Origin of the sequence: Glutamicibacter sp. FR1 (assembly GCF_047300825.1) — a bacterium.
In the GTDB taxonomy this organism is placed as follows: Bacteria; Actinomycetota; Actinomycetes; order Actinomycetales; family Micrococcaceae; genus Glutamicibacter; species Glutamicibacter nicotianae.
Genome location: NZ_CP178602.1, coordinates 56,823 through 78,675, shown reverse-complemented (window position 1 = coordinate 78,675; position 21,853 = coordinate 56,823). Strand labels below are relative to the sequence as shown.

Sequence of the window (21,853 nt, the reverse complement as noted above, 5' to 3'; positions counted from 1 at the left end):
ACTTCTCAACGCCCCAATGGCGCGAAAAGTTCCCTACTGATAAATGTGCGGGGCCAAGGTGCCCACGCAATCCAGGTTGCGGTATTTCTCCGCGTAGTCCAGGCCGTAGCCCACGACGAATTCGTTCGGGATGTCCATGCCGACGTACTTGACGTCGATTTCCACCTTGGCAGCCTCGGGCTTGCGCAGCAGGGTGCAGATTTCCACCGATGCCGGGCCGCGGGATTCCAGGTTGGACTTCAGCCAGGACAAGGTCAGGCCGGAGTCGATGATGTCCTCGACGATCAGCACATGCTTGCCCATCAAGTCGGAGTCCAGGTCCTTGAGGATGCGCACCACACCGGAGGACTGGGTACCCGAACCGTAGGAGGACACTGCCATCCAGTCCATGGTCAGGTGGGAGTTCAGCGCGCGGACCAGGTCGGCCATGATCATCACGGCGCCCTTGAGCACACCTACCACGAGGATGTCGCGGCCTTCGTAGTCCTTGTCGATCTGCGCGGCGAGTTCCTCCACGCGGGTCTGGATTTCTTCCTTGGTGTACAGAACGTGCGCAAGATCGGCTTTGACTGCATTGGAATCCACGAGAATTCTCCTGATTCTAGAGGTGTGGTACTTACCTAGAGTGCCACATTTGGCGGATTGTTGTTTAGCCGGTTGTGGTGAAAACTATCACCGATTGCCGGCGGAAGGCGCTGATCGCGCCATCGAGCTGCACCGGACCAGCCGATTTGGACTTGGGGACGCCGAATCCGGCCAGCGCGCAGAGCGCCGCTGTTCGCTCATGGCCCACATTCCTAGCGCCGGCTTGGATGGCGGCCAGGCGTAATACTCGCGAGCTGACGGCCACCGGCAGCTTGGCCAATTCCGCGATCCGCAATCCATGCTCGGCCTTGGCCGCCTGCGCCCAGGTATCCAGTGCCTGGGCGTCGGCGGCGGCCAGGCTGGCGGTGCGCGCCAGGGCAACGGGGACATGCTCGCCAAGCTCGTCGCGCAGCAAAGGCAGGATCCGGTGGCGGATGAGGTTACGCCGGTACCCGGTGTCCGTGTTGCTCGGATCTTCCCAGAAGTCCAGGTCTGCCTCCCGGCAGATCTGCTCGGTCTGCTCCCGGGACAGATCCAGCAGGGGACGCCGGTAGGGTCCGCGGCGGGCCGGGATGCCTGCCAGCGAACGGGTACCGGATCCGCGCAGCAATCCGAGCAACACCTGTTCGGCCTGGTCGTCGCGGGTATGCGCGAGCATCAGCGTCTGCGCGTTGTGCTGGACGAGGGCCTCCTCGAAGGCCTGGTACCTGGCCTTGCGCGCCGAATCCTCATCTTTCGAGGTCTCGACCCGGATCACCTGCACCGGCTCCAGCCCCAGCTCGCGGCACTGCGCGGCGGCGCGCTCGGCCACCTCGGCGCTGCCGGCCTGCAGGCCGTGGTCGATGACCACCGCGCCGAAGGAACCAGGCAGCGTCGCCGCGGCAATGGCCAGGGCCAGCGAGTCGGCACCGCCGGAGACCCCGATCAGGTTCAGCCCCGGCGCGCAGCTGGCCTGGATCGCGCCGCGGGCGAGGTGCAGGGCGCGGCTCATCGGGTGCGGGCCAGCCAGCGTTCGGGGTGGTCGAGTTCCTCGGAGCTGGGGAACAGCTCGCGGGCGGTGAAGATCTCGTTGAAGCCTTCATAGCCGATCTCATCGACGATATGACGCACGAATTTCGCCCCGCGCTTGTACTGCAGTGCCTTGGCATCCAGGCCCAGCAGCTTGCCCAGCAGGATCGCCAGGGCCGAGCGGTTCTCGCCGCGGGCTTCGAAGCGGCGGCGGATGGTCTTGATGCTGCGGATCGAGGTGACATCGTTCATCACCACCATGGCATGCCCCTCCAGCACCGACATGATGCTGGTCAGCTCGGAAACCTCGGACTTCATGGATTTCAGGCGTTCGCCCAGTGCGCCCATGGAATTGGTAGTGCCGGCCAGCGGCTCGAAGGCCTCGGCCAGCGTCTGCTTCATGACCTCGGGGATCCAGGGGGCGTGCTCGAATTGCAGGCGGTGGGTCTGCTCATGGGTGGCGATCCACAGGTAGAAGTCGCGGGCGTTGACGTTCAGTTCGCCGCGGATCTGGGTTATGGTCGGTGCATTGAGCAGCAGCCGGGGTCCGACGAACGGATCGAATTGGCCCAGCACCCGGGTGCCGAGCACCGAGAGCACTGCGCCGAGTTCGGCGCCGGCGATCAGCGGTACCGCGCCGGGGACATCCTGGCGCATTGACGGGAGCATGGCCGCGAAGTTCTGGCTGACGGCCTTGGCCCAGCCTGAGCGGTCCACCACCAGGGTCTGCGCTGGCGCAGTCGAGGCCAGCCTGGAGACCTTCTCGGCCTCCACCAGGCCTTCGCCGGCGGCGATGCGCAGTTCCTCGACGATCCGGGCGGCATCCTGGGCCTGGATCTTCGGCCCGGCGGGCATCAGGGTTTTCGCGGCCTTGGCCGCCAGCTTCCAATCGACGAACTGGTTCATTTACTGCTCCTGAGCTTTCAGCTCCGGCAGCCACAACCGCGGATGGCGGTGACTGCAGAGTCAATGGTTGGCTTGTGGGGTGCGAGTGCTCCGTTGGGCTGGTTGGCATAGATCGAGAAGGCGAGCAGGCGCCCGTCCTCGGTCATGGTCATGCCGGTCAGCGTGGCCACGCCGGTCAGCGAGCCGGTCTTGGCACGGACCAGACCAAGTGTCGCGGCACCGTCCAGGCGGTGCATCAGGGTGCCGTTGTAGCCGGAGACTGACAGCGAATAGACGAGCTCGCGCAATTCCGGCTTGCCGCTGGTGGCCGCCGAACGCAGCACTGCGGTCAGCGCGGCGGGCGAAATCTGGTTCTTGGCGGCCAGGCCGCTGGCGTCCACCAGTGAAAGGCCACTCGCCCCGTGCTCGGCGGCTACCGCGGCGACGGCGGCTCCCGCCTGCTCGGCGGGCATCTGGCGCTTGAGCGCGACCAGCCGTCCCATGGTTTCGGCGATGTAGTTATCCGAGACCAGCAGCATGTGCTTGACGACATCACGCAGCGGCGCGGATTTCACCTCGGTGATCTGCTCGCCGCCGGCATAGGGCCCGCGGCCGCCCTCGGTCACCGTGATGCGCTCGCCCAGGGCCCGGGCGAAGACCTTGCGGACCTGCTGGGCGGCGTCGGACTGGTAGGCGGTGCTGGTGCTCTGCCCGGCACGCCCGGCGTAGTGCGCTATCGGGTAGACCTCGCCAATATTGTTCGAGGTGAACAACGACTTGTCCCAGTCCGGGTTGCTGTGCGCGTCGCCGAACAGCGAGTCGTCCAGCCACAGCTCGACCTCGCTGATCCCGCGTTTTTCAAGCTCATCGGCGGTCTGCTTAGCCAAGGTCGCCAGTCCTGCATAGCCCTTGGGGTGCGCCGGGTCGGATTCCCCGTCGCCCAGCAGCACATCGCCCCCGCCGCGCAGGATCAGCGTTCCGCCATCGAGCAGCACGCTGGTGGACAGCTGGGTGTCTCCGCCCAGGGCGTCGAGGGCGGCGATGGCGGTGGCGACCTTCAGGCTGGAGGCCGGGGTGCCGTTTGCGGCGGCATTCTTGTCATACAGGACGTTGCCCGTGGCGACGTCCACCACCTGGGCGCTGAAGGAGGTCCGGTCGGGCTTGTCGGCAAGGATGGCGTCCAGCTTCGCGGCGAGGATCCCGGGGTCCGGCTGCACGGCTTCGGGGTCCAGATCCCGCACGGCGACTGGGGATGGCGCGGCCAGCTGCGCGCTGGCCGGGGTGTAGGAAGCTTCGGGCTCCCCGGTGAAGAATCGCGGGGCCAGGAGCATCGCGACGACGACTGCAACCACGGCAACAATCGCCACCCCCAGCGTTATGGCGCGTCGGGCGGCAGTGTTCATATGGTTACATTCCTCTCGCAGTTTTATCCATCAGGCGCAATGGGGCGATACCCTTATTAGCGGATATCCCTAAGACTAGTTTAGGAGTGTGCTTTTCATGAGCCACGACGTGACCATCGAGATCCCTACCGGATCGCGCGTCAAGTACGAGATCGACCACGAGACCCACCGCCTGCGCCTGGATCGCGTGCTGTTCACCTCGATGCAGTACCCAACCCATTACGGCTACTTCGACGATACCTTGGGCGAAGATGGCGATCCATTGGATGCCATGGTCTACCTCCCGGGTGTCGACCTGATCCCAGGCGTTGTCGTGGAAGCCCGCCCGATTGGCGTCTTCAACATGACCGACGATGGCGGTGGCGATGCCAAGCTGCTGTGCGTTCCTGCCGACAAGCGCTTTGACCACATCAAGGAACTTGAAGACATCGACGAATGGCTGATCAAGGAAATCGAGCACTTCTTCACCCGCTACAAGGACCTGGAACCAGGCAAGTGGGTCAAGGCCGAGGGCTGGGAAGGCCGCGAGGCTGCCGAAGCCGAGCTGGCTCGCTCCATCGAGCGCTTCAAGGCCTAGTCGCTGGACTTGAGCTGAAATGGCGGCGATCCCCTTCGGGGGTCGCCGCCATTGCTTTTGCGCTGCCCAGCCTCAGGCGTCGGGCAGCAGCGAGCTGAGCACGTCGTCCTGCGCGGCAACTTCCAGGGTCTGCACGTCCTTGAGCTTGCGCTCCACCGCCCGGGTCCGGGTGCCGGCATCGCGCACCGTATTCTGCGCCGTGGCCAGCTGCTTGCCCAGCTTGTCCCAAACATCTCCGTACTTGCGGAATTCTTCCTTGGCTGCCGAGAGCACCTGCCACACTTCGCTGCTGCGCTTCTCGATGGCCAAGGTGCGGAAGCCCATTTGCAGCGAGTTCAGCAGGCTCATCAGGGTGGTCGGCCCGGTGACCAGCACCCGGTGCTCGGTCTGCAGCTTGCTGGCCAGCCCCGGGCTGCGCACCACCTCGGCGAACAGGCCTTCGGTGGGCAGGTACATGATGGCGAAGTCGGTGCTGTACGGCGGGGCGATGTACTTGCTGGAGATCAGCTTGGCCTGTTCGAGGATTGCCCGGTCCAGCGCCTTGCCGGCCGCGGCGATGGCCGCCTTGTCTCCGTGCTCCTGGGCATCGAGCAGGCGCTCGTAGTCTTCCTGAGGCAGCTTGGAGTCGATCGGCAGGTAGATCGTTCCGGCGTCCCGGCCGGGAAGGATCACCGCGAACTCGACAACCTCGCGGCTGCCAGGGACCACCGCCACGTTCTGCTCGTACTGCTCTGCGGTGAGGATGTCTTCCAGCTGTCGGGCCAGCTGCACTTCTCCCCAGGACCCGCGGCTCTTCACGTTGGTAAGCACGCGTTTGAGCCCGCCGACATCCTGGGCCAGGGACTGCATTTCACCCAGACCCTTCTGGACCATTTCCAGCCGCTTGCTGACCAGTTCGAAGGAATCCCCGAGCCGCTTCTCCAGGGTTCCCTGCAGCTTCTCGTCTACCGTTTCGCGCATCTTCTCGAGCTTGGCTTCATTGCCGGCGCGCAGCTTTTCCATTTCCTGCTGGAGCAGCACCTGGACCTGCAGATGGCGGTTCGCATTGGTTTCGGCCATCGCGGTCAGCTTGGCGTCGAGCTCGGTGCGCACTTCGCCCATGCCCTGGCGCAGTTCGGTGCGCTGGGTTCCCAGTTCCTGCCTCAGCTCCGCATTTCCAGCACGCACCGCGGCCTGGACCTGGGTGTCTTCGGAGCCGGAAGTCCTGCGAATCAGCAGCAGAGCAACACATGCCGTTGCAAGAATATTGAGGATGACGAGTACAAAAACCACGATTACCATGAGAACCTAGCCGAGATCTGTCGAGCGAACCATTACCCCAGTCCTATCAGCGGACACCGACAGTTTGGGACATAATGGGCTCATGCACATTCTGGTTACCGGTTTCGAGCCCTTCGGCAATGACGCATTCAATGCCAGCGGGGAGGCGGTCCGCCAGCTGCCAGCTGGCCTTGGCGAGCACGAGGTGACCACCGCGATCCTGCCGGTGTCCTTCGCGGCCTCCGGGCAGGTCCTTGCCTCGTTGCTGGCCGAGCATCAGCCCGATGCGCTGATTTGCGTTGGCGAGGCCGGGGGCCGAGCCGCGATTACTCCGGAGCGCTGGGCGGTCAACGAGGATCATGCGCGCATTCCAGACAATGATGGAGAGCAGCCTCGCTCAACAGCGATCAGGGAGAACGCCCCGACGCGCGTGGAGGCGAGCATCAATCCAACGGCGGCCGTCCAGGCCCTGCTGGCCGCCGGCCTTGAGGCCAGCGTGTCCGAGGACCCCGGGCGTTTCGTCTGCAATCACGTTGCGTATATGGCCTATTCCCAACCGGTCCCGTCATTGTTCATTCACGTTCCTGCACTGCGCCCGCCAGGCATCCGGGCCACGGTAGGTGCTGAAACCGATGCAACGGCTATCCAGCAGCAGCGCTCAGGCCTGAGCGAGCTGCCACAGGCGCTGGGCATCGCGATACTGGGTGCACTGGGCTGAGTTGGCCCACTTTTCAACGACGCTTTGCCCTTCGTTAACTGGCACCGGGAATATGACCAACTGATACCTGCGGATTACTGTGGCGGTTCGGCGCGAGGCTAGCCTTGAATCATCATGACCCTGCACAATCTCACCCCGCTCGATCAGCTGCGCGCCGGGAAGCTCCCGCTGCGCCTGGCAAATCTGTTCATCGGCCTGATGCTTTTTGCGCTGGCCATGGCGCTGCTGATCCGCGCCCAGCTCGGCGTGGACCCATGGGATGTGCTGCACCTGGGCCTGGCCAACCACATTCCGCTGTCGCTGGGAACCATCGTGATACTTGTCGGCGTCGTGGTGTTGCTGGCGTGGATTCCGCTGAAGCAGTGGCCGGGGCTGGGGACCATCGCCAATGTGCTGCTTATCGGGCTCGGCCTAGATTTCTTCCTCTGGCTCATCCCCGATGTCCATGGCCTGGGCTGGCAGATCCTGACCCTGGTGGGCGCCATAGTCATCAATGGACTGGGCGGCGCACTGTACATCGGCTGCCATTTCGGGCCCGGGCCGCGCGATGGCCTGATGACCGGGCTGCATCTGCGCACCGGCAAATCGATCCGCCTGCTGCGCACGATCATCGAGGTGTGCGTGCTGGGGATCGGCTGGATGCTCGGCGGTCCGGTGGGCGTTGGCACGGTGGCCTATGCGCTGCTAATCGGCCCCGCCACGCAGTTCTTCTTCCGTTACACCACGGTGCGCCTGGACGCGCAGCGCGCGACCGCGGGCGTCTGAGGGGCGCTTAGCGTGCGGCCCGCTCCAGCACTTCGGCCAGCTGTTCGTGGCCACGGGCCCGGGCGAGCCCTGCCATCTCTGCGAGCACTTCCGGGCTGCCCACCGACCGCAGGTACTCGCTGGCCGCCGCACCCTCCCCCGCTTCCGCCGATCCATGGGTGGCAGTGGCGGCATCGAGCCGCTCGGCCTGCTGGAGCACTGCCTGCAAATCCGCTTCGTCGGATCGGGCTTCGAGCATCATGAGCCGTCCGAGCACCGCCGGATTGCCGATTTTGATCCGCTTGGCTCCCATCAGCTGCGAGAGCATCGGCGCGGAGAGGCCCAGCACCTGGGCCAGCGAGCGCTGGGACAAGGCATACTTTTCCATCACGTGCCCGAAACGCTCCCCCAGGGGGGCGCCATACAGCCTCCGTTGCTGTTCGATAGGACTATCCATGGAAACAATCTTCGCACGGGGGTTTGCAATTGCAAATAAATGGCATATATTTGCAATTGCAAACATCACCGCCGGAAGGAAAGCCTGATGCTTCGCCGACATCTACTCGCACCGCTCTTGGCAGTGTTGCTGGCCGCCGTGCCGCTAGCCGCAACCCACGCCGATGAGCAAACCACCACCGAACCAGTGGTCGTCGTCATGGACTACTCCAGCTCCATGCTGGAAAAGGACGCCGACGCCAAAGGCACCAAGCGGATCGACGCCGCCAAGACCGCGGCCAAGAGCCTGATCGACAATGCCCCGGAAGATGCCACGATGGGCCTGGTCGTCTACGGCTCGAAGTCCCCGGGCAAATGCGACGACATCACCACCGTGCAGAAACCGGGCGCCGTGGACAAGAAGAAACTGTCCAAGAAAATCGATGAGCTCAAGGCCGTGGGAGAAACCCCGATCGGCGCCTCGCTGCTCCATGCAGCCAAGGACCTGGAAGGCATCGAAGGGCCCAAGTCGATCATCCTGGTCTCTGACGGCGAAGAGAACTGCGACAAGCCGCCGGCCTGCGAGGCCGCCAAGGACCTGGCCGGACAGGGCATCGCGCTGACCGTGCACACCATCGGCTTCAAGGTCAACGACAAGGCCCGCCAGCAGCTCGAATGCATTTCCGAGACCACCGGCGGAAGCTACGTGGACGTCGACGACGCGCAGTCGCTGGAAGAGGAGCTGACCAGCCGCACGCTGCGCGCCTTCCAGGGATACTCCACGGCCGGCACGCCCATCGAGGGCGGCACCCGCCTGCACGAGGCGCCGCTGATGGTCCCCGGCCAGTACCTCGACGAGCTGGAGAAGGGTGAAACCGACAGCTGGAACTCGAACGACGGCACGACCAAGTACTACAAGATCGGCCCGCTGCAGCCCGGGCAGTATGCGCATTTCTCCGCAACCATGATCCCCGAGCAGAAGATCGACGCGGATGACGACGACCCGGCGAAGGTCATCGTCGAACTGGTCAACGGCCAGGGCTCGAAGTGCTCCTCGGGCGACAGCTACACGGTGGGCAGCGACGAGCTCGGCCGTCCGCTGGCCGCCTACACCCGCAGCCCCGAGTTCGTCCAGGACTCCAGCTACGGCTGCTTCGCCGACGGCACCGGCGAGCTGTTCGCCAAGGTCACCCGCGAGGGCTCGCTGTTCCACGAGGACCCGATGGCCGTGGAGCTGCGCTATGTGCTGGAGCCTGCGGTGGACGCCGCGCTGCTGGGCGCCCCGGCAAGCGAGGAGGACAAGCCGCAGTCGGTCACCCTCACCGGAACGCCAGAGCCGGTCCTCGGCGGCTCGAGCTTCAACGACGCGCTGCCGGTGAAGTCCGGCACGATCTACTCCGACTCGGTGCTCAGCAGCGAGGCACGGTATTACAAGGTCCACGTGGGCAACGGCCAGAAAATCAATCTCCGGCTGACCAGCGGGAACAACGAGGATGCCAGCGCCCAGGCCGTGACCATGGGCGTCTACTCCCCGGTGCGGGACGGCGTGGACATGCTCGGCACCGGCCGGCTCCACAAGAGCACCTCCGGGGAAACGATCACCCGATCCATGCGCACCGCGGTGGACCAGTCGAACTATGACAGCTACATCGGCCGGTCGAACTACCTGGCCGGCGACTACTATGTGGTCATCTACTCGGACACCTGGATGCAAAAGGCCAACGGCGTGCCCTATGACTACGAGCTGGCCGTCGACGTGACCGGCACCGAGAAGGAGTTCGCCGGTGCCGCCCCGATCTTCGAGGCCAGCGAGATGCCCTCCGCCTCGCCCGAGGCCGGTGCCACGGAATCGGAAACCGCCACTGAAGCGGAAGCCGCCCCTGCATCATCGGCCGCCCCTTCCCCGTCCGAAAGCGAACCGCAGGCCGAAAGCGAACCGCAGGCCGAAACCGCCCCGGCAGCCTCCTCGGCACCGTTGTGGCCCTGGTTCACCGGCGGCCTGGTGGGCACCGCCGCCCTGCTGGGCGCGGGAACCTTCCTCTTCCGAAACCGGGCCACGACCGCCCATGAGCGCTCCGACAACATCGACCCGACCGTGCCAGGAGGCCGACCATGAGAATCCTTGCCACCCTGCTTTGTGCCGGACTTGCCCTGTCGCCGGCCGCTGGCGCGCTGGCTTCCGAAGCGGAACTCCCCCTGCATGAACCGGTCGGCCAGCAGGTCGACGGCGCACAGGACCAGGCATCGGCCCCGCAGCTGGAGGCCGGCCAGTGGGTCGACGAGCTGCCGACCACCGGCGACGACTCAGCGCTGTATTACCGGCTGCCGCAGATTGCCGACGGCGAACGGCTGCACGTGAGCGCGCAGCTGGTGGTGGACCCTTCGCAGCAGCCCACCAGCCAGGAGAGCACCGAACTATCGGCCGCGCTGGTGCAGGCCAACGGGGACTGGTGCGACCGCGGCAGCAACACCACCTCGCGCCGCAACATCGACAACCTTCCGCTGGTGGCACTGGACTCCCAACCGAAGAAGGCCGAGGGCTACTCGCGCTGCCTGGACCAGAACAACGACGAATTGCATCTCTCCTTGCAGCGCGACGGGCGCTGGCAGGATGACGCTGCGCTGCCGGTGCAGATCACCGTCGTGGTGCAGCCGGCGTTGGATCCTGCCACGCTCACCGGCACCACCCCCGGCAATCTGCCGCCGGTGTCGGTCACGCTTGATGCCGAGGCGCAGGCCGTGTCCGGCGGCAGCGGCTTCTCCAATGCGGCCGAACTGTCTTCCGGCGCCGCCTACTCGGACTCGGTGCTCCCCAATGAGGTGAAGTACTACAAGGTCCATGTGGCGCAGGGGCAACGGCTGAATTACCGGATGACCGTGCTCGACTCTCCCAATGCCAGCGCCAAGGAACTGGTCACCGGCACCTACAACCCGCTGCTGCAGGAGGGCATCATGACCGGCACCGCCAAGCAGGAACTATCTGCAGACGATGCCGGCGCCTCGCTGACGCGCAGCCTGGCCACGACGGTGTCCCGCGACCTGCAGGTCGACGGCTCGCATCCGAAGCTGGGCTATCCGGGGGACTACTACATCACCGTGGCCGGCACAGCCTATGAGCCGCGCGGGCTGAACCCGCTGAACTTCGAGCTGGCCATCGAGGTCACCGGAGAGGCCACCGGCACCGATGGCTGGGAACCCGCGGCACAGGCAGAATCCGGCGGCACGGTGGCGGGAACCGGCAGCTGGCTGCCGGGCAGCGCGCAGCTCGGCGCCCTGGCCGGCGGCGCGGCCGTGGCTCTGGCGGGCTACGCCGGCCTGTGGTTCTGGCGCCGGCGTGCCCAGGCAGCGGGCAAGCAGCGCGCCTAGCCTCCGGGCGGCCAGGCGGCCTCCACGCCAGCCACTGCGGCTGCCGCGGAGGCCGTTGCCGTGTCCGGCGACTGGCCGAACACCAACCAGAGGGATAGCACACCGAGCACCAGAGCCAGCAGCAAGGCGATCCACGGCAGCAGCTGGACCGCGGAGCGCGGACTGCCTCGGGAAGGCTTCGGGGCCGGCGCTGGTGCTGGTGCTGGTTCAGCAACGGGTTGCGTGTTGGATTGCACTACGGGTCTCGTCTCGGATGGCACCGCTGGTTGCGTCTCGGTGCCAGATGGCTGAGGTGCGTCCTGGGTTAGTTGCGGCGCGAAGTGGTCGAAGACCTCCAGGCGTTCTCGGGAGGCGACCTCGTAGCCGTCCTCGCGGCGCAACCCGGCCAGCGCCTGCGGCGCCCGGGCGGCGGCGGCACTGCGTTGCCGCGGATCACGGGAGAGCAGTCCGTCGAGCACTTCCTCGAGCTCCTTCTCGGTGCAGAAGCCGCCGGTGCGGCACCGTTCGGCCAGCGCATCGCCGCGCAGCTGCGGGTGCAGCAGCTGCACCGCGAGCACGCCCAGCGCATAGAGGTCCTGGAAGGGCTCGGGCTGGTGCCCGCAGGTCAGTTCGGGGGCAATGAACCCCGCGGTGCCCACCACCACGCCGTGCTCGGTCAGCCGCGGCTCGTCGCGGTGCGTGGCGATCCCGAAGTCGGCCAGGCGCACCACCGGCACCCCGTCGCCGGTGGATTCGAGCAGGACATTGGCGGGCTTGACATCGCGGTGCACCCAGCCGGATTCGTGCACATGGGACAGTCCGTCCAGCAGCTGCACCAGGATCTCGGCCACCAGTGGCGCGGAGAAGGCCCCGTAATCCTGCATTGCGGTATGCAGGTTGCCGCCGCGCATCAGCTCGGTGGCGATGACCACCCGGTCATCGACGGCCGCCCAGCCGTAGGGGGTGAGCAGGTGCGGGTGGTCGAATTTCACGCCCTGCTCGCGCACGAAGCGCAGGATCTCGCCGCTGTAGCTCTGCCGCATCACCTTGGCGGCGCAGAGCTGGCCGCGCTGCAGGTCGCGGGCGAGCCACACGGTCCCAGAGCCGCCCCGGGCGATCTGCTCGATGAGTTCGAACCGCCCCGCAATGATTTCGCCCGCCACCAACGCTCCTTCGAAGTTTCCGGTACCAGCTTAGCGGGGCGCGCCTCGGTGCGTCACTTCCTGCATTTGCAGGACAAATGCCTCCGGCACAGGCAATACTTGAAGCATGTTTGTCGTTGCGCTCAGCCCCCGGCCCCGCTCGGTCACCGATGTTGACGCCGCCAGCGAGCAGCTGTGGCACCAGCTGGAGCAGGTCGGCACGCACGCGCCGTTCACCGCGCTCAGCGGCCAGCTGCTGCTCGGGGTGCCTGATGGCCCCGATGCTGCAGTGGACGCGCTGCTGCGCGCGGCACGGCTGAACTTCTGCAATATCGGTCTGGGCATCGGCAGCCTGTATGAGCCGGTGCCCGTGGAGGCCGGCCTGGTCGAAGGCAAGGCGGTGCGGCGCGCGCTCGGCGCCCTGGAAGCCGCCAGCCACCGTGGCGAAAGGGTCCCGATCTGCGTCTCCTCGGGCAACGACGAGATGGACGGCGAGCTCGAAGGCCTGCTGCGCATGCTCGGGCATTGGATCCGCACCCGCACCGAGGCCGAATGGGCGGTTGTCGACCTGCTCACCCCCGGGGTGCGCGGGCAGCAGAAAGCCGTCGCCGAGATCCTGGGCATCACCCCGCAGGCGGTTTCCGCGGCGATCGTGCGCTCGGGCTACAACGACGAGCTGGGTGCGCGGGCGGCGATCGCCCGGCTGCTGGAGTACACCGACCAGCTGTAGCAGCGGCTGCTAGCCGGCCAGCAGGCCTTCCAGGACGAGGGCCAGGCCATCGGCGTCAACGTGTTCGGTGACCGCGTCCGCGGCGTCCTTGACCTCATCCGGGGCCTGGCCCATGGCCACGCCGTGGCCGGCCCACTGGAGCATCTCGATGTCATTGCGCCCGTCGCCGACGGCCAGCGTGTCATCGGCGTGGAAATCCAGGACGGCGCGCAAGCGCTCCAGCCCGCTGGCCTTGGTGGTGCCATCGGCTGCAATATCCAGCCAGGCGGTCCAGCCCACCGAGTAGGTCACCCCGGAGAGCCCCAGGCTCTGCACTGCATGCCCGAATTCCTCGGCGGTGTTGTCGGTGGAGAAGACCACCACGCGCACTGCCTTGCTGTTCACCAGCTCGCCGAAATCCACCACCCTGCTCTCGGCGCCGAAGCTCATGTCGCCGAAGGTCTCGCTGGAAAGGAATTCGCCGCGTTCGTTTTCCAGGGCGTACTTGGCAGTGGGGAGCTGTTCGCGCAGTGCGGTGAGCGCTGACGAGGGGTCGAAGATCTCGCGGTGCAGGATCTCGACGCCATCCTTTGACACCTTCGCGAGCACCCCGCCGTTGCTGACCACGACGTAGCCTTGGTCGATGCCCAGTTCTTCCATGATGGGCAGGGCCGCACCCAGGGAGCGGCCGGTGGAGATGATCACTTCGTGGCCCTGGGCCACGACTGCCCGCGCGGCGTCGCGCACGCGCTGGCTCATTTCGCCCTGGTGATTGACGATGGTGCCGTCCACGTCAAGGCAAATCATCAATTTTTGCTTGGTCAGCCGGTCGTCGTTGCCGAGCTTAGTCATAACAGTCATGGCTCAAGTTAACCACCAGCGCAGGTATTTGGCGATGACCCAAGGCACAGCTACGGGTGAACAACCGGTTAAACGCAGGTGCCGGCCGCCCCGCGAGGGGAGGCCGACACCTGCTCGGCATTGCCTACTTGAGCACTTCGAGTCCGCCAAGGTACGGCTGCAAGGCCTTCGGCACGTTGACCGAACCATCAGGGTTCTGGTGGTTTTCCAGGATCGCGACAATCCAGCGGGTCGTGGCCAGGGTGCCGTTCAGGGTTGCCACCGAACGGGTCTTGCCTGCCTTGCCGTCGATGACCTCGCGTTCGCGGACATTCAACCGGCGGGCCTGGAAGGTGGTGCAGTTCGAGGTCGAGGTCAGCTCGCGGAAGGTGCCCTGGGTCGGAACCCAGGCTTCGCAGTCGAACTTGCGCGCGGCGCTCATGCCCAGATCTCCCGCGGCGGTGTCGATGACGCGGTAGGCCAGCTCCATGCGGCCGAGCATGTCCTCTTCCATGGCCAGCAGCTTCTCGTGCTCCGCCTCGGCGTCCTCGACGCTGGCGTAGACGAACATCTCCAGCTTGTTGAACTGGTGCACGCGGATGATGCCGCGGGTGTCCTTGCCCGCCGAACCGGCCTCGCGGCGGTAGCAGGAAGACCAGCCGGCGTAGCGGATCGGGCCATCGGACAAATCCATGATCTCGTCCGCGTGGTAGCCGGCCAGGGCCACCTCGGAGGTGCCGACCAGGTACATGTTGTCGCGCTCGAGCTTGTAGATCTCGTCGTCGTGCTCGACGTCGAAGCCGGTGCCCTGCATGGTCTCCGGGCGCACCAGGGTCGGGGTGATCATCGGAATGAAGCCGTGGTCCATGGCCACATCCAGGGCCATGTTCATCATCGCGATTTCCAGGCGGGCACCGATGCCCTTGAGGAAGTAGAAGCGGGAGCCGGATACCTTGGCGCCCCGCTCCATGTCGATGGCGTCCAGCTTCTCGGCGATCTGCAGGTGGTCCAGCGGCTCGAAGCCCTCGGCCTTGAAGTCGCGGATGGTTCCCACGTGCTTGACGACGGTGAAGTCGTCCTCGCCGCCGGCGGGGATGCCGTCGATGATCAGGTTGGGGATGGAACGCTGCAGCGCGGTGCACTTGGCGGCTGCCGCGTCAGACTCGGCCTGGGCAGACTTGACCGCGGCGGCGAGCTCCTTGACCTCGGCAAGCAGGGCAGCGCGCTCGTCGCCCTTGGCCTTGCCGACCTTCTTGGAGAACGCATTCTGCTCGGCACGCAGGCGCTCGTAGGTGGCGATGGTTTCACGACGTGCCGTGTCAGCTGCCAGCAGCTGGTCGATTAACGACTCGTCGGCACCGCGCGCGCGTTGCGAGGCACGGTACAAATCCGGATTTTCGGTGAGCATTTTCAGGTCGATCACATGTTAAGGGTAGCAATCATGAGTACGATGAGAGCATTATGCAGACAAATCGTGTGATCGTTTTCTCTGCCGTGGTTGCTGCAGCTGCCACCGCGGCGACCAGTTGGTATTCGGTGCGCAAGCTTTCGAACTACAGCAAGCCGCTGGCCAAGCAGCCCGAAGCGGCCGCCCAGTCGGTCGCCGCCAAGGTGGCCCTGGTCATCAATCCTTCCAAGTCAGGTGCTGACGAAGCGAGGGAAGCGGTGGCCCGTGTCTGCGCCGAGGCAGGACTGGAAGCGCCTCTGGTCCTTGAAACCACCAAGGAGAATCCCGGCCAGGACGCAGCCCGGGAAGCACTCGATGCGCAATGCGACACAATTATTGCCGCCGGCGGCGACGGAACCATCCGCGCCGTCGCAGAAGTGCTCGAAGGCACCGACGCGTCCCTGGGTATCCTGCCGCTGGGCACCGGAAACCTGCTGGCCCGCAACGTGGACATCCCCGTGGATGACCTGCATACCGCGGCGCTGGTCGCGGTACGCGGAATGGTTCGCCGGATCGACGTCGGGCATATGAAGCTGCAGCTGCTGGACGGCAAAGAGGCGGACCATGCGTTCCTGGTCATCGCCGGCGTGGGCACCGACGCAGACCTGTTCGACGACACCAATGACGAGCTGAAATCCAAGGTTGGCTGGCTTGCCTATTCGGAAGCCGGCCTGCGCCAGCTGCCGGGCCGGCGCAAGAAGGTCAGCTTCAAGCTCTCGGAGGACGAGAGCTGGCAGACCCGCAAGGTCCGTTCGGTGCTCTTCGCCAATTGCGGCAAGCTGCAGGGCCTGGATTTCGTGCCGGACGCCAAGATCGACGACGGCGTGCTGGATGCCGTGGTGCTCTCCCCGCGCTCGGCCGCGGGCTGGACGTGGATCCTGCTGAAGACCGCATTCCGCGCCAAGAACAAGATCCCGGTCATGAGCTTCTACCAGACCACTGGCGTGTCACTGCGCTGCGATGAGCCGATGAATACCCAGATCGATGGGGACCCCACCGGCCAGGTCAATGAACTGCAGGTGTCCGTGAACCCGAGCGCACTGCGCCTGCGCACCCCATAACTGCTGCCGATCCCCCGGCCGTTTCCCATCCAGGAGGAACGGCCGGGGGATCGCTGTGCCTAGACCCGGTCGCGCAGCGACTGCACCCAGGCACGGGCCTCGCTGAAGGCCGCGTCGGAATTGTGCGTGTCCACGGATGCTTCCAGGCCTTGGGCCGCCGGGTAGGAACCGAGGAAGCGCAGCTTCGGGGACAGCCGGTGCAGCCCCGACAGCGCGGCGGCAACGCGTTCCTCGGCCACATGGCCTTCGATATCCACGGAGAAGAAGTACTCCCCCAGGCTCTTGCCGGTAGGCCGGGATTCAATGCGCGACAGGTTCACTCCGCGTGCGGTGAATTGCTCCAGGAGTTCCATCAGCGCACCGGGACGGTCTTCGGGAAGCGGCAGGATCAGCGTTGACTTGTCCACACCGGTCGGCTGCGGAATCCTTCCCGGGCGGGTAACCAGGATGAAGCGGGTGACCGCTCCGACGTTGTCCTCGACGCCGCTCACCAGCACCTTCAGGCCGCGTTCCTGGGCCACCAGCGGAGAGCAGATCGCCGCATCATGCGGAGGATCCGCCTCTTCGAGGGCCAGGGCGCCAGCGGCTGTGGAGGAGGCCGGGGTGAATGCGGCACCGGGAATATTTGCTTCGGCCCATAAGCGGCACTGTGCCCAGGCATGCCCATGGGTGGAGACCTGCTTGATCTGCGCCAGCGAGTCGATGCCGGGGCGCACCGCCAGCACGAAGGTGATCGGAACCAGGATCTCGGAGACAATCTGCAGCGATTCGCCCTGGGCAATCGCGTCCAGGGTGGCCGAAACGCCGCCTTCTACCGAGTTCTCGATCGGCACCATCGCCGCATCGGCGGCACCTTCGCGCACCATGGACAGCGCCACGTTGACGTTGGAGGCGGGAATCCGCTGCGCATCGGCAGCCCCGGGAACCTGCAGGAGGGCCGACTCGGTGAAGGTGCCCGCAGGTCCCAGATAGGCGTAGTTCATCGTACGGTTGGCTCCTGGCCGTTGTCCGCTTCCATTGGCAGGCCTGCTTCGATCCACGCATCCGAGCCGCCGGCAACATTGAAGGCGGTGTAGCCCATGGCGGTGAGCCACGAGGCGGCCTGAGCCGAGCGGCCGCCGGTACGGCAGATGACGTATGTGTCTACATCCGGGTCAAGCTCCGATACCTTCTCCGGCAGGGTGCCCAGGGGAATATGGGTGGCTCCGGCGGCACGGCCGGCTTCCCATTCGAAGTCTTCGCGCACATCGAGGATGAAGGCGTCCTTCGGGACGTCATTGACCTGGACAGTCTCAAAATCGCTCACGGCTAGCATTCCTCTCACATAGGGTGTTTGCTTATAAGACTAGTCATTTCCTGCGTCGAAAGCCGACATGTTTCCCTCAAGCGCCCTGAAATTGCGAGACGAGCTGGCCCGCGGCGAGCGTTCAAGCCGCGAGGTGACCGAGCACTACCTCAAGCGCATTGAAGAGCAGGCGGACCTCGGTGCTTTCGTCCACGTGGCGGAGAATGCGATGGAGGCCGCGGCAGCGGCCGACGAGGCGCATGCCCGCGGCGAGATTGGCCGGTTGCACGGTCTTCCCACCGCGTTCAAGGACCTGAACGATGTGGCGGGGATGCCCACCACCCACGGCACCGCGGCCATGCCAGCGGCGGTGGCCGGACGCGACCACTCCTTGGTGGCCAGGCTTCGCGCCGAGGGCGTGGTGATCCTGGGCAAGACCCAGGTCCCGGAGTTCGGGCTGAGCAGCTATTCCGAGAACCTCATCGCTCCCCCTTCGCGCAATCCCTTCGATCCAACGCGCACTTCGGGCGGTTCCTCCGGCGGGCAGGCCGCGGCGATTGCCGCCGGCATGATTCCGCTGGGCCCGGGCTCCGATGGCGGCGGCTCGGTCCGCATCCCGGCGGCGGCCTGCGGACTGGTGGGGCTGAAGCCTTCCTTGGGGCGCATCCCCAGCGACATCCTCGATGGCTACACCGACCCCATGGGTGCGCCGAAATTAGCCGTCAGCGGACCACTGGCCCATGATGCCCTGGATGCGTCTTTGCTGCTGGACGCCATGCGCGGGAAGGACCACTACCTGCCGTTGCTGCAGGGCAGCTACCCCCAGCGCCTGGATGGCCTGAAAATCGGGTACAGCACCCACTCGCCTTTTGAACCCGTCTACGAGATTGAGCTGTCGCAGGAAGCCCGGGCGGCCTTCGCCCAGGGGCTTGAACACCTGGGCGAACGCCATCGCGTCCAGCCGGCAAATCTGCACTATGCCACCGACTATCCGGAAACCTTCGCGGCGGTGTGGACCAACGGACTGAAGTCCGTTCCGGTCTTAGATGATTCGCTGCTGGGCGAACTGGCAAGGGACTTCCGCCAGCGCGCCGCCGAGCGCTCCCTGGAGCAGAGCCTGCAGGCCGGGTCGCGGTTGAAGCAGATTGCGGCGGATTTCGTGCGCCAATGGTCCGCCTTCGATGTGGTGGCTACCCCTGCCATGGCGTCAATCCCGCCGAAGATCGGGCACAATACACAATCCACGCCAGATGTGGATTATATGTTGCAGTGCCAGTACACCCCCTACACGTCCATGGTGAACGTCGCCTCGGTAGCTGCCATCACCGTTCCGGTGGGCCACTCCAATGAGGGGTTACCCATGAGTATTCAGCTGATTTCCCCGCGTTCCGACGAAGGCCTGCTGCTCGCGCTGGCCGCTCAGATGCAGTTGTGAGCTTTCCCATATAAGTAGGTACTCGCGTAGGCAAAAGCGAAAAATGTTACGTATGTCTACTGCAACAACGAGCACCAAATCTTCCGGAAAGACCTTCTTCGGTCATCCCGGTGCGCTTGCAAGCCTGTTCAGCGTCGAGATGTGGGAGCGATTCTCCTTCTACGGCATGCAGGGCTTGCTGGCCTACTACATGTACTACTCGGTCACCGACGGCGGCTTGGGCATGGACCAGGGCCTGGCCCTGTCGCTGGTCGGCGCCTACGGCGGTGCCGTATACCTGTCCACCATCCTGGGGGCCTGGCTCTCCGACCGCCTGTTCGGCTCGGAACGCGCCCTGTTCTTCTCTGCCATCGCGATCATGCTCGGCCACATCGGCCTGGCCCTGTTGCCAGGCTATGTGGGCCTAATCGTCGGATTGGTCCTCGTTGCCATCGGCTCCGGCGGCCTGAAGGCCAACGCCGTAGCCCTGGTCGGCTCCCTGTACTCCAAGGATGATCCGCGCATCGATGCAGGCTTCTCCCTGTTCTACATGGGCGTGAACATCGGCGGCCTGCTCGGCCCGCTGCTCACCGGCTGGCTGCAGGTCAAGTACGGTTTCCACATCGGCTTCGCGGCCGCAGCTGTCGGCATGGCCATCGGCCTGGCGATCTACGCCATGGGCCGCAAGAAGCTGCCGGAATCCGGCCGCATCCCGAGCAACCCTTTGCCGGCCGCCGAGCGCAACCGCTACGTGGTCATCTTCGTCGCCGTGATCGCCCTGATCATTGCCGCATTCGCGTCCAAGATCGTGACCCCGCAGAATCTGGCAAGCACCATCGCCTACGTGGTGATCGCCGCGTCGATCGTGTACTTCGCATTGATCCTGCGCAGCAAGAAGGTCAACGCCACCGAACGCAAGCAGGTCTGGGCCTTCATTCCGTTCTACATCGGTTCGGCTGCCTTCTGGGCCCTGTTCCAGCAGCAGTTCACCTTCATCGCCGCCTACTCGGACCAGCGGCTGGACCGCCACCTGGGCAGCTGGGAAATGCCGCCGAGCTGGGTCACCTCGATCAACCCGGTCTTCATCATCATCTTCGCCGGCATCTTCGCCGCCCTGTGGACCAAGCTGGGCAAGCGACAGCCACGCACCTCGATGAAGTTCGGACTGTCGCTGGTGGTTGTGGGCGCGGCCTTCCTGCTGTTCATCCCGCTGGAATCCTTCGTGAAGACTCCGCTGCTGGCGCTGGTCGGCATCCTGCTGCTGTGCACCTTTGCCGAGCTGCTGCTCTCGCCGGTGGGCCAGGCAATTGCCACCAAGCTGGCGCCGGCCGCCTTCGGCACCCAGATGATCGCCTTGTTCTTCCTCTCGGTTTCGCTGGGCACCACCCTGTCGGGTGTGCTGGCCGGCTACTATACCGAGGGCAATGAGATCCCGTACTTCATCGGCATGGGCGGCACCGCCGTCGTGCTGGGTATCGCCATGATGGCAGCTACCCCGGCCTTGAAGAAGCTGATGGGCTCGATCCACTAAGGCCCCGGACATCGGCACTGCTGTGGCGCGGATTCCCTCGGGAATCCGCGCCGCAGCCTTTTAATGTCTTAACGAAGGACCAGCAACTCGCCAATCTCGCACTCCAGGGCCTGGCAGATGGCCACCAGGGTGCTGAAACGGATGGCCTTGGCCCTGTCGTTTTTGAGCACCGACAGGTTCACCACCGAGACATCGACCAGCTCGCCGAGCTGGACGACCGTCATCTTGCGCTCGGCCAGCAATTCGGTCAGCCTGCAGTGCACATTGCGCAACTCCACGGATCAGACCAGCCCATCGGTCTCGGCGCGCAGCTGTTCGTTCTGACGCACCATCACCATGCCGGCATTAACCAGCTCAACCACCACCAGGATAGCCAGCGCCATGAAGAGCGGCGCGAATTCGTAGTTGATGGAGAAAGCGGGAACCGGCCACGGGGACGGGCCGGCGAATACCTGGTCTCCGGTCATGGAGTAGCCGTCCACCCGCAGCGTTTCCTCACCTGCCCGGTAGGTGCCGATGCCGGTGAGCGTCTGGCCGATGAGTGTTCCGAGGGCCAGAGCGCAGGCGGCAAGCCGCCCGGAGCGGAGCAGCGAATTGCTGAACGGCTTGCCGGCCAGCAGTTTGCTGCACAGTGCGATGACCGCCGCCAGCACCGCGATGACGGCCAGGCCGGAAACCATGGAGCCCGCGGCAAGCAAGCCGCGGGTTGCGGCGCCGAGGTTTGCAGCGGTCACGGTCACCGTGGTGATTTCGCTGCGTACGGCGTCGCCGTGGTCCGGCGTCACGTCGCTGACCGCGGGAAATTCAGGCCAGTACGGCTCGACCGGCACCTGGAGGGTCGATTCACCGTTCACGATCGCCGCCGCGGTACCGACGAGCACGGATCCGCCGATCAGCACCACGCCGACCCAGGCGACGATCCGGGTGAAAGCGACGACTGCGCTGATATCTGAAGATTTGCGACGCAGCACGTAGAGGATCCCGAGGACTACCGCGGGAAGGACGAGCACCAGCAGAAGGGGCAATACCGCGAACATGGCGATCCTATCGATAGTCGTTAATAACGATTATCGTTAAGATAGCACCGTCCTGGGCGCTGGCCTAGGAGTAATTCAGGTCGTTGTAGGCGTAGTCCGTGTAGTCATAGATGGCCCCGGGCATCCAGAGGACCAACCAGATCACCAAAGCATAGAGCGATACCGCGATCACCAGCGCGATCCAGGAGGTGATCAGCCCAGCCAGCGACAGCGCCCGCGAGTTCGGTTCACGCCGGTAGCCGAGGTGCCCGGTGATCACTCCGGCCAGCGGAACTAGAATGATTATGGCGAAGCCCAGCATCGAAAGGATGCCGAGCACCAGCGACGCCACCGACAGCCCGGTCGATTCCGGCGGGCGCTGGTAGGGGTTTTGCGGGTATGGGTAGTAGCTCATCACTATCCATTGTCTACGACCCCGTGGACATCG

The 21,853-nt window shown here is 65.1% G+C and carries 23 protein-coding genes; 9 read left to right on the top strand and 14 right to left on the bottom strand.

The genetic code is table 11. The annotated features are described in order from the left end of the window. Nucleotides 1–33: 33 nt before the first annotated feature. The 4 genes from hpt to ACLQ8T_RS00390 all read right to left on the bottom strand — a co-directional run bounded on the left by hpt (nucleotide 34) and on the right by ACLQ8T_RS00390 (nucleotide 3,881). Complete coding sequence (gene hpt, locus ACLQ8T_RS00405) at nucleotides 34–585, bottom strand: hypoxanthine phosphoribosyltransferase (protein WP_128470811.1); 552 nt, start codon at nucleotides 583–585, stop codon at nucleotides 34–36. 64 nt (nucleotides 586–649) lie between these two features. Further along, nucleotides 650–1,576 (bottom strand): tRNA lysidine(34) synthetase TilS, encoded by a 927-nt coding sequence (gene tilS / locus ACLQ8T_RS00400; RefSeq protein WP_413455354.1) that lies wholly within the window; start codon nucleotides 1,574–1,576, stop codon nucleotides 650–652. Then, entirely contained in the window at nucleotides 1,573–2,499 is a 927-nt protein-coding gene (locus ACLQ8T_RS00395; RefSeq protein ID WP_121865907.1) for a zinc-dependent metalloprotease, read from the bottom strand. The genes tilS and ACLQ8T_RS00395 overlap by 4 nt, the downstream gene beginning before the upstream one ends. Before the next feature lie 17 nt (nucleotides 2,500–2,516). Next, nucleotides 2,517–3,881 (bottom strand): D-alanyl-D-alanine carboxypeptidase/D-alanyl-D-alanine-endopeptidase, encoded by a 1,365-nt coding sequence (locus ACLQ8T_RS00390; RefSeq protein WP_413455353.1) that lies wholly within the window; start codon nucleotides 3,879–3,881, stop codon nucleotides 2,517–2,519. A 97-nt stretch (nucleotides 3,882–3,978) separates the two neighbouring features. Here ACLQ8T_RS00390 and ACLQ8T_RS00385 point away from each other — a divergent pair, with 97 nt between their 5' ends. Further along, nucleotides 3,979–4,458, top strand: a complete 480-nt coding sequence (locus tag ACLQ8T_RS00385; protein WP_038992659.1) for an inorganic diphosphatase — start codon at nucleotides 3,979–3,981, stop codon at nucleotides 4,456–4,458. Between the two features lie 72 nt (nucleotides 4,459–4,530). On the opposite strand, the gene ACLQ8T_RS00380 is transcribed toward ACLQ8T_RS00385, so the two are convergent. Beyond that, entirely contained in the window at nucleotides 4,531–5,739 is a 1,209-nt protein-coding gene (locus ACLQ8T_RS00380; RefSeq protein WP_413455352.1) for a DNA recombination protein RmuC, read from the bottom strand. A gap of 82 nt (nucleotides 5,740–5,821) precedes the next feature. Between ACLQ8T_RS00380 and ACLQ8T_RS00375 the strand changes: the two genes are divergently transcribed. Further along, nucleotides 5,822–6,436 carry a pyroglutamyl-peptidase I gene (locus tag ACLQ8T_RS00375; protein WP_413455351.1) on the top strand — a complete coding sequence of 205 codons (615 nt, stop codon included), beginning with the start codon at nucleotides 5,822–5,824 and terminating at the stop codon, nucleotides 6,434–6,436. 114 nt (nucleotides 6,437–6,550) lie between these two features. Further along, nucleotides 6,551–7,201: a YczE/YyaS/YitT family protein gene (locus tag ACLQ8T_RS00370; protein ID WP_204719868.1), complete on the top strand. Its 651-nt coding sequence runs from the start codon at nucleotides 6,551–6,553 to the stop codon at nucleotides 7,199–7,201. A 7-nt stretch (nucleotides 7,202–7,208) separates the two neighbouring features. On the opposite strand, the gene ACLQ8T_RS00365 is transcribed toward ACLQ8T_RS00370, so the two are convergent. After that, entirely contained in the window at nucleotides 7,209–7,637 is a 429-nt protein-coding gene (locus tag ACLQ8T_RS00365) for a DNA-binding protein (RefSeq protein WP_413455350.1), read from the bottom strand. Between the two features lie 87 nt (nucleotides 7,638–7,724). On the opposite strand from ACLQ8T_RS00365, the gene ACLQ8T_RS00360 reads away from it, so the two are divergent. Both ACLQ8T_RS00360 and ACLQ8T_RS00355 read left to right on the top strand, forming a co-directional pair. Next, nucleotides 7,725–9,731 (top strand): vWA domain-containing protein, encoded by a 2,007-nt coding sequence (locus ACLQ8T_RS00360; RefSeq protein WP_413455349.1) that lies wholly within the window; start codon nucleotides 7,725–7,727, stop codon nucleotides 9,729–9,731. Then, nucleotides 9,728–10,981, top strand: a complete 1,254-nt coding sequence (locus tag ACLQ8T_RS00355) for a hypothetical protein (protein ID WP_413455348.1) — start codon at nucleotides 9,728–9,730, stop codon at nucleotides 10,979–10,981. Before ACLQ8T_RS00360 ends, ACLQ8T_RS00355 begins: the two co-directional genes overlap by 4 nt. Here the strand turns inward: ACLQ8T_RS00355 and ACLQ8T_RS00350 are convergent. Further along, entirely contained in the window at nucleotides 10,978–12,123 is a 1,146-nt protein-coding gene (locus ACLQ8T_RS00350) for a serine/threonine-protein kinase (protein WP_413455347.1), read from the bottom strand. The two genes, ACLQ8T_RS00355 and ACLQ8T_RS00350, sit on opposite strands and share 4 nt — an antisense overlap. 106 nt (nucleotides 12,124–12,229) lie before the next feature. On the opposite strand from ACLQ8T_RS00350, the gene ACLQ8T_RS00345 reads away from it, so the two are divergent. Beyond that, nucleotides 12,230–12,832: a hypothetical protein gene (locus ACLQ8T_RS00345; RefSeq protein WP_204719860.1), complete on the top strand. Its 603-nt coding sequence runs from the start codon at nucleotides 12,230–12,232 to the stop codon at nucleotides 12,830–12,832. A 9-nt stretch (nucleotides 12,833–12,841) separates the two neighbouring features. Here ACLQ8T_RS00345 and ACLQ8T_RS00340 read toward each other — a convergent pair whose 3' ends face one another. Together ACLQ8T_RS00340 and serS are read right to left on the bottom strand one after the other, a co-directional pair. Next, nucleotides 12,842–13,672, bottom strand: coding sequence for an HAD family hydrolase (locus ACLQ8T_RS00340; protein ID WP_413455346.1), 831 nt, complete (start codon nucleotides 13,670–13,672; stop codon nucleotides 12,842–12,844). A 124-nt stretch (nucleotides 13,673–13,796) separates the two neighbouring features. Then, a complete protein-coding gene (gene serS, locus ACLQ8T_RS00335; RefSeq protein WP_128470823.1) occupies nucleotides 13,797–15,074 on the bottom strand; it encodes a serine--tRNA ligase in 1,278 nt (425 codons plus the stop codon). A 38-nt stretch (nucleotides 15,075–15,112) separates the two neighbouring features. On the opposite strand from serS, the gene ACLQ8T_RS00330 reads away from it, so the two are divergent. Continuing rightward, the gene (locus ACLQ8T_RS00330) at nucleotides 15,113–16,159 is read left to right on the top strand and encodes a diacylglycerol/lipid kinase family protein (protein WP_413455345.1); all 1,047 of its coding nucleotides are present in this window, start codon (nucleotides 15,113–15,115) and stop codon (nucleotides 16,157–16,159) included. A 59-nt stretch (nucleotides 16,160–16,218) separates the two neighbouring features. Here ACLQ8T_RS00330 and pheA read toward each other — a convergent pair whose 3' ends face one another. Continuing rightward, nucleotides 16,219–17,142 carry a prephenate dehydratase gene (gene pheA, locus ACLQ8T_RS00325; protein WP_413455344.1) on the bottom strand — a complete coding sequence of 308 codons (924 nt, stop codon included), beginning with the start codon at nucleotides 17,140–17,142 and terminating at the stop codon, nucleotides 16,219–16,221. Next, nucleotides 17,139–17,465 carry a rhodanese-like domain-containing protein gene (locus ACLQ8T_RS00320; protein ID WP_038993350.1) on the bottom strand — a complete coding sequence of 109 codons (327 nt, stop codon included), beginning with the start codon at nucleotides 17,463–17,465 and terminating at the stop codon, nucleotides 17,139–17,141. Before ACLQ8T_RS00320 ends, pheA begins: the two co-directional genes overlap by 4 nt. Nucleotides 17,466–17,532: 67 nt before the next feature. On the opposite strand from ACLQ8T_RS00320, the gene ACLQ8T_RS00315 reads away from it, so the two are divergent. Together ACLQ8T_RS00315 and ACLQ8T_RS00310 are read left to right on the top strand one after the other, a co-directional pair. Continuing rightward, entirely contained in the window at nucleotides 17,533–18,879 is a 1,347-nt protein-coding gene (locus tag ACLQ8T_RS00315) for an amidase (RefSeq protein ID WP_204719853.1), read from the top strand. 52 nt (nucleotides 18,880–18,931) lie between these two features. After that, nucleotides 18,932–20,389, top strand: a complete 1,458-nt coding sequence (locus ACLQ8T_RS00310) for a peptide MFS transporter (RefSeq protein ID WP_413455343.1) — start codon at nucleotides 18,932–18,934, stop codon at nucleotides 20,387–20,389. 68 nt (nucleotides 20,390–20,457) lie between these two features. On the opposite strand, the gene ACLQ8T_RS00305 is transcribed toward ACLQ8T_RS00310, so the two are convergent. The 3 genes from ACLQ8T_RS00305 to ACLQ8T_RS00295 form a co-directional block, all read right to left on the bottom strand. Beyond that, nucleotides 20,458–20,667 (bottom strand): helix-turn-helix domain-containing protein, encoded by a 210-nt coding sequence (locus ACLQ8T_RS00305; protein ID WP_038992680.1) that lies wholly within the window; start codon nucleotides 20,665–20,667, stop codon nucleotides 20,458–20,460. Nucleotides 20,668–20,670: 3 nt separating this feature from the next. Next, nucleotides 20,671–21,426, bottom strand: coding sequence for a hypothetical protein (locus ACLQ8T_RS00300; RefSeq protein WP_413455342.1), 756 nt, complete (start codon nucleotides 21,424–21,426; stop codon nucleotides 20,671–20,673). Nucleotides 21,427–21,490: 64 nt separating this feature from the next. Next, complete coding sequence (locus ACLQ8T_RS00295; RefSeq protein ID WP_204719847.1) at nucleotides 21,491–21,820, bottom strand: DUF4190 domain-containing protein; 330 nt, start codon at nucleotides 21,818–21,820, stop codon at nucleotides 21,491–21,493. Nucleotides 21,821–21,853 lie beyond the last annotated feature (33 nt).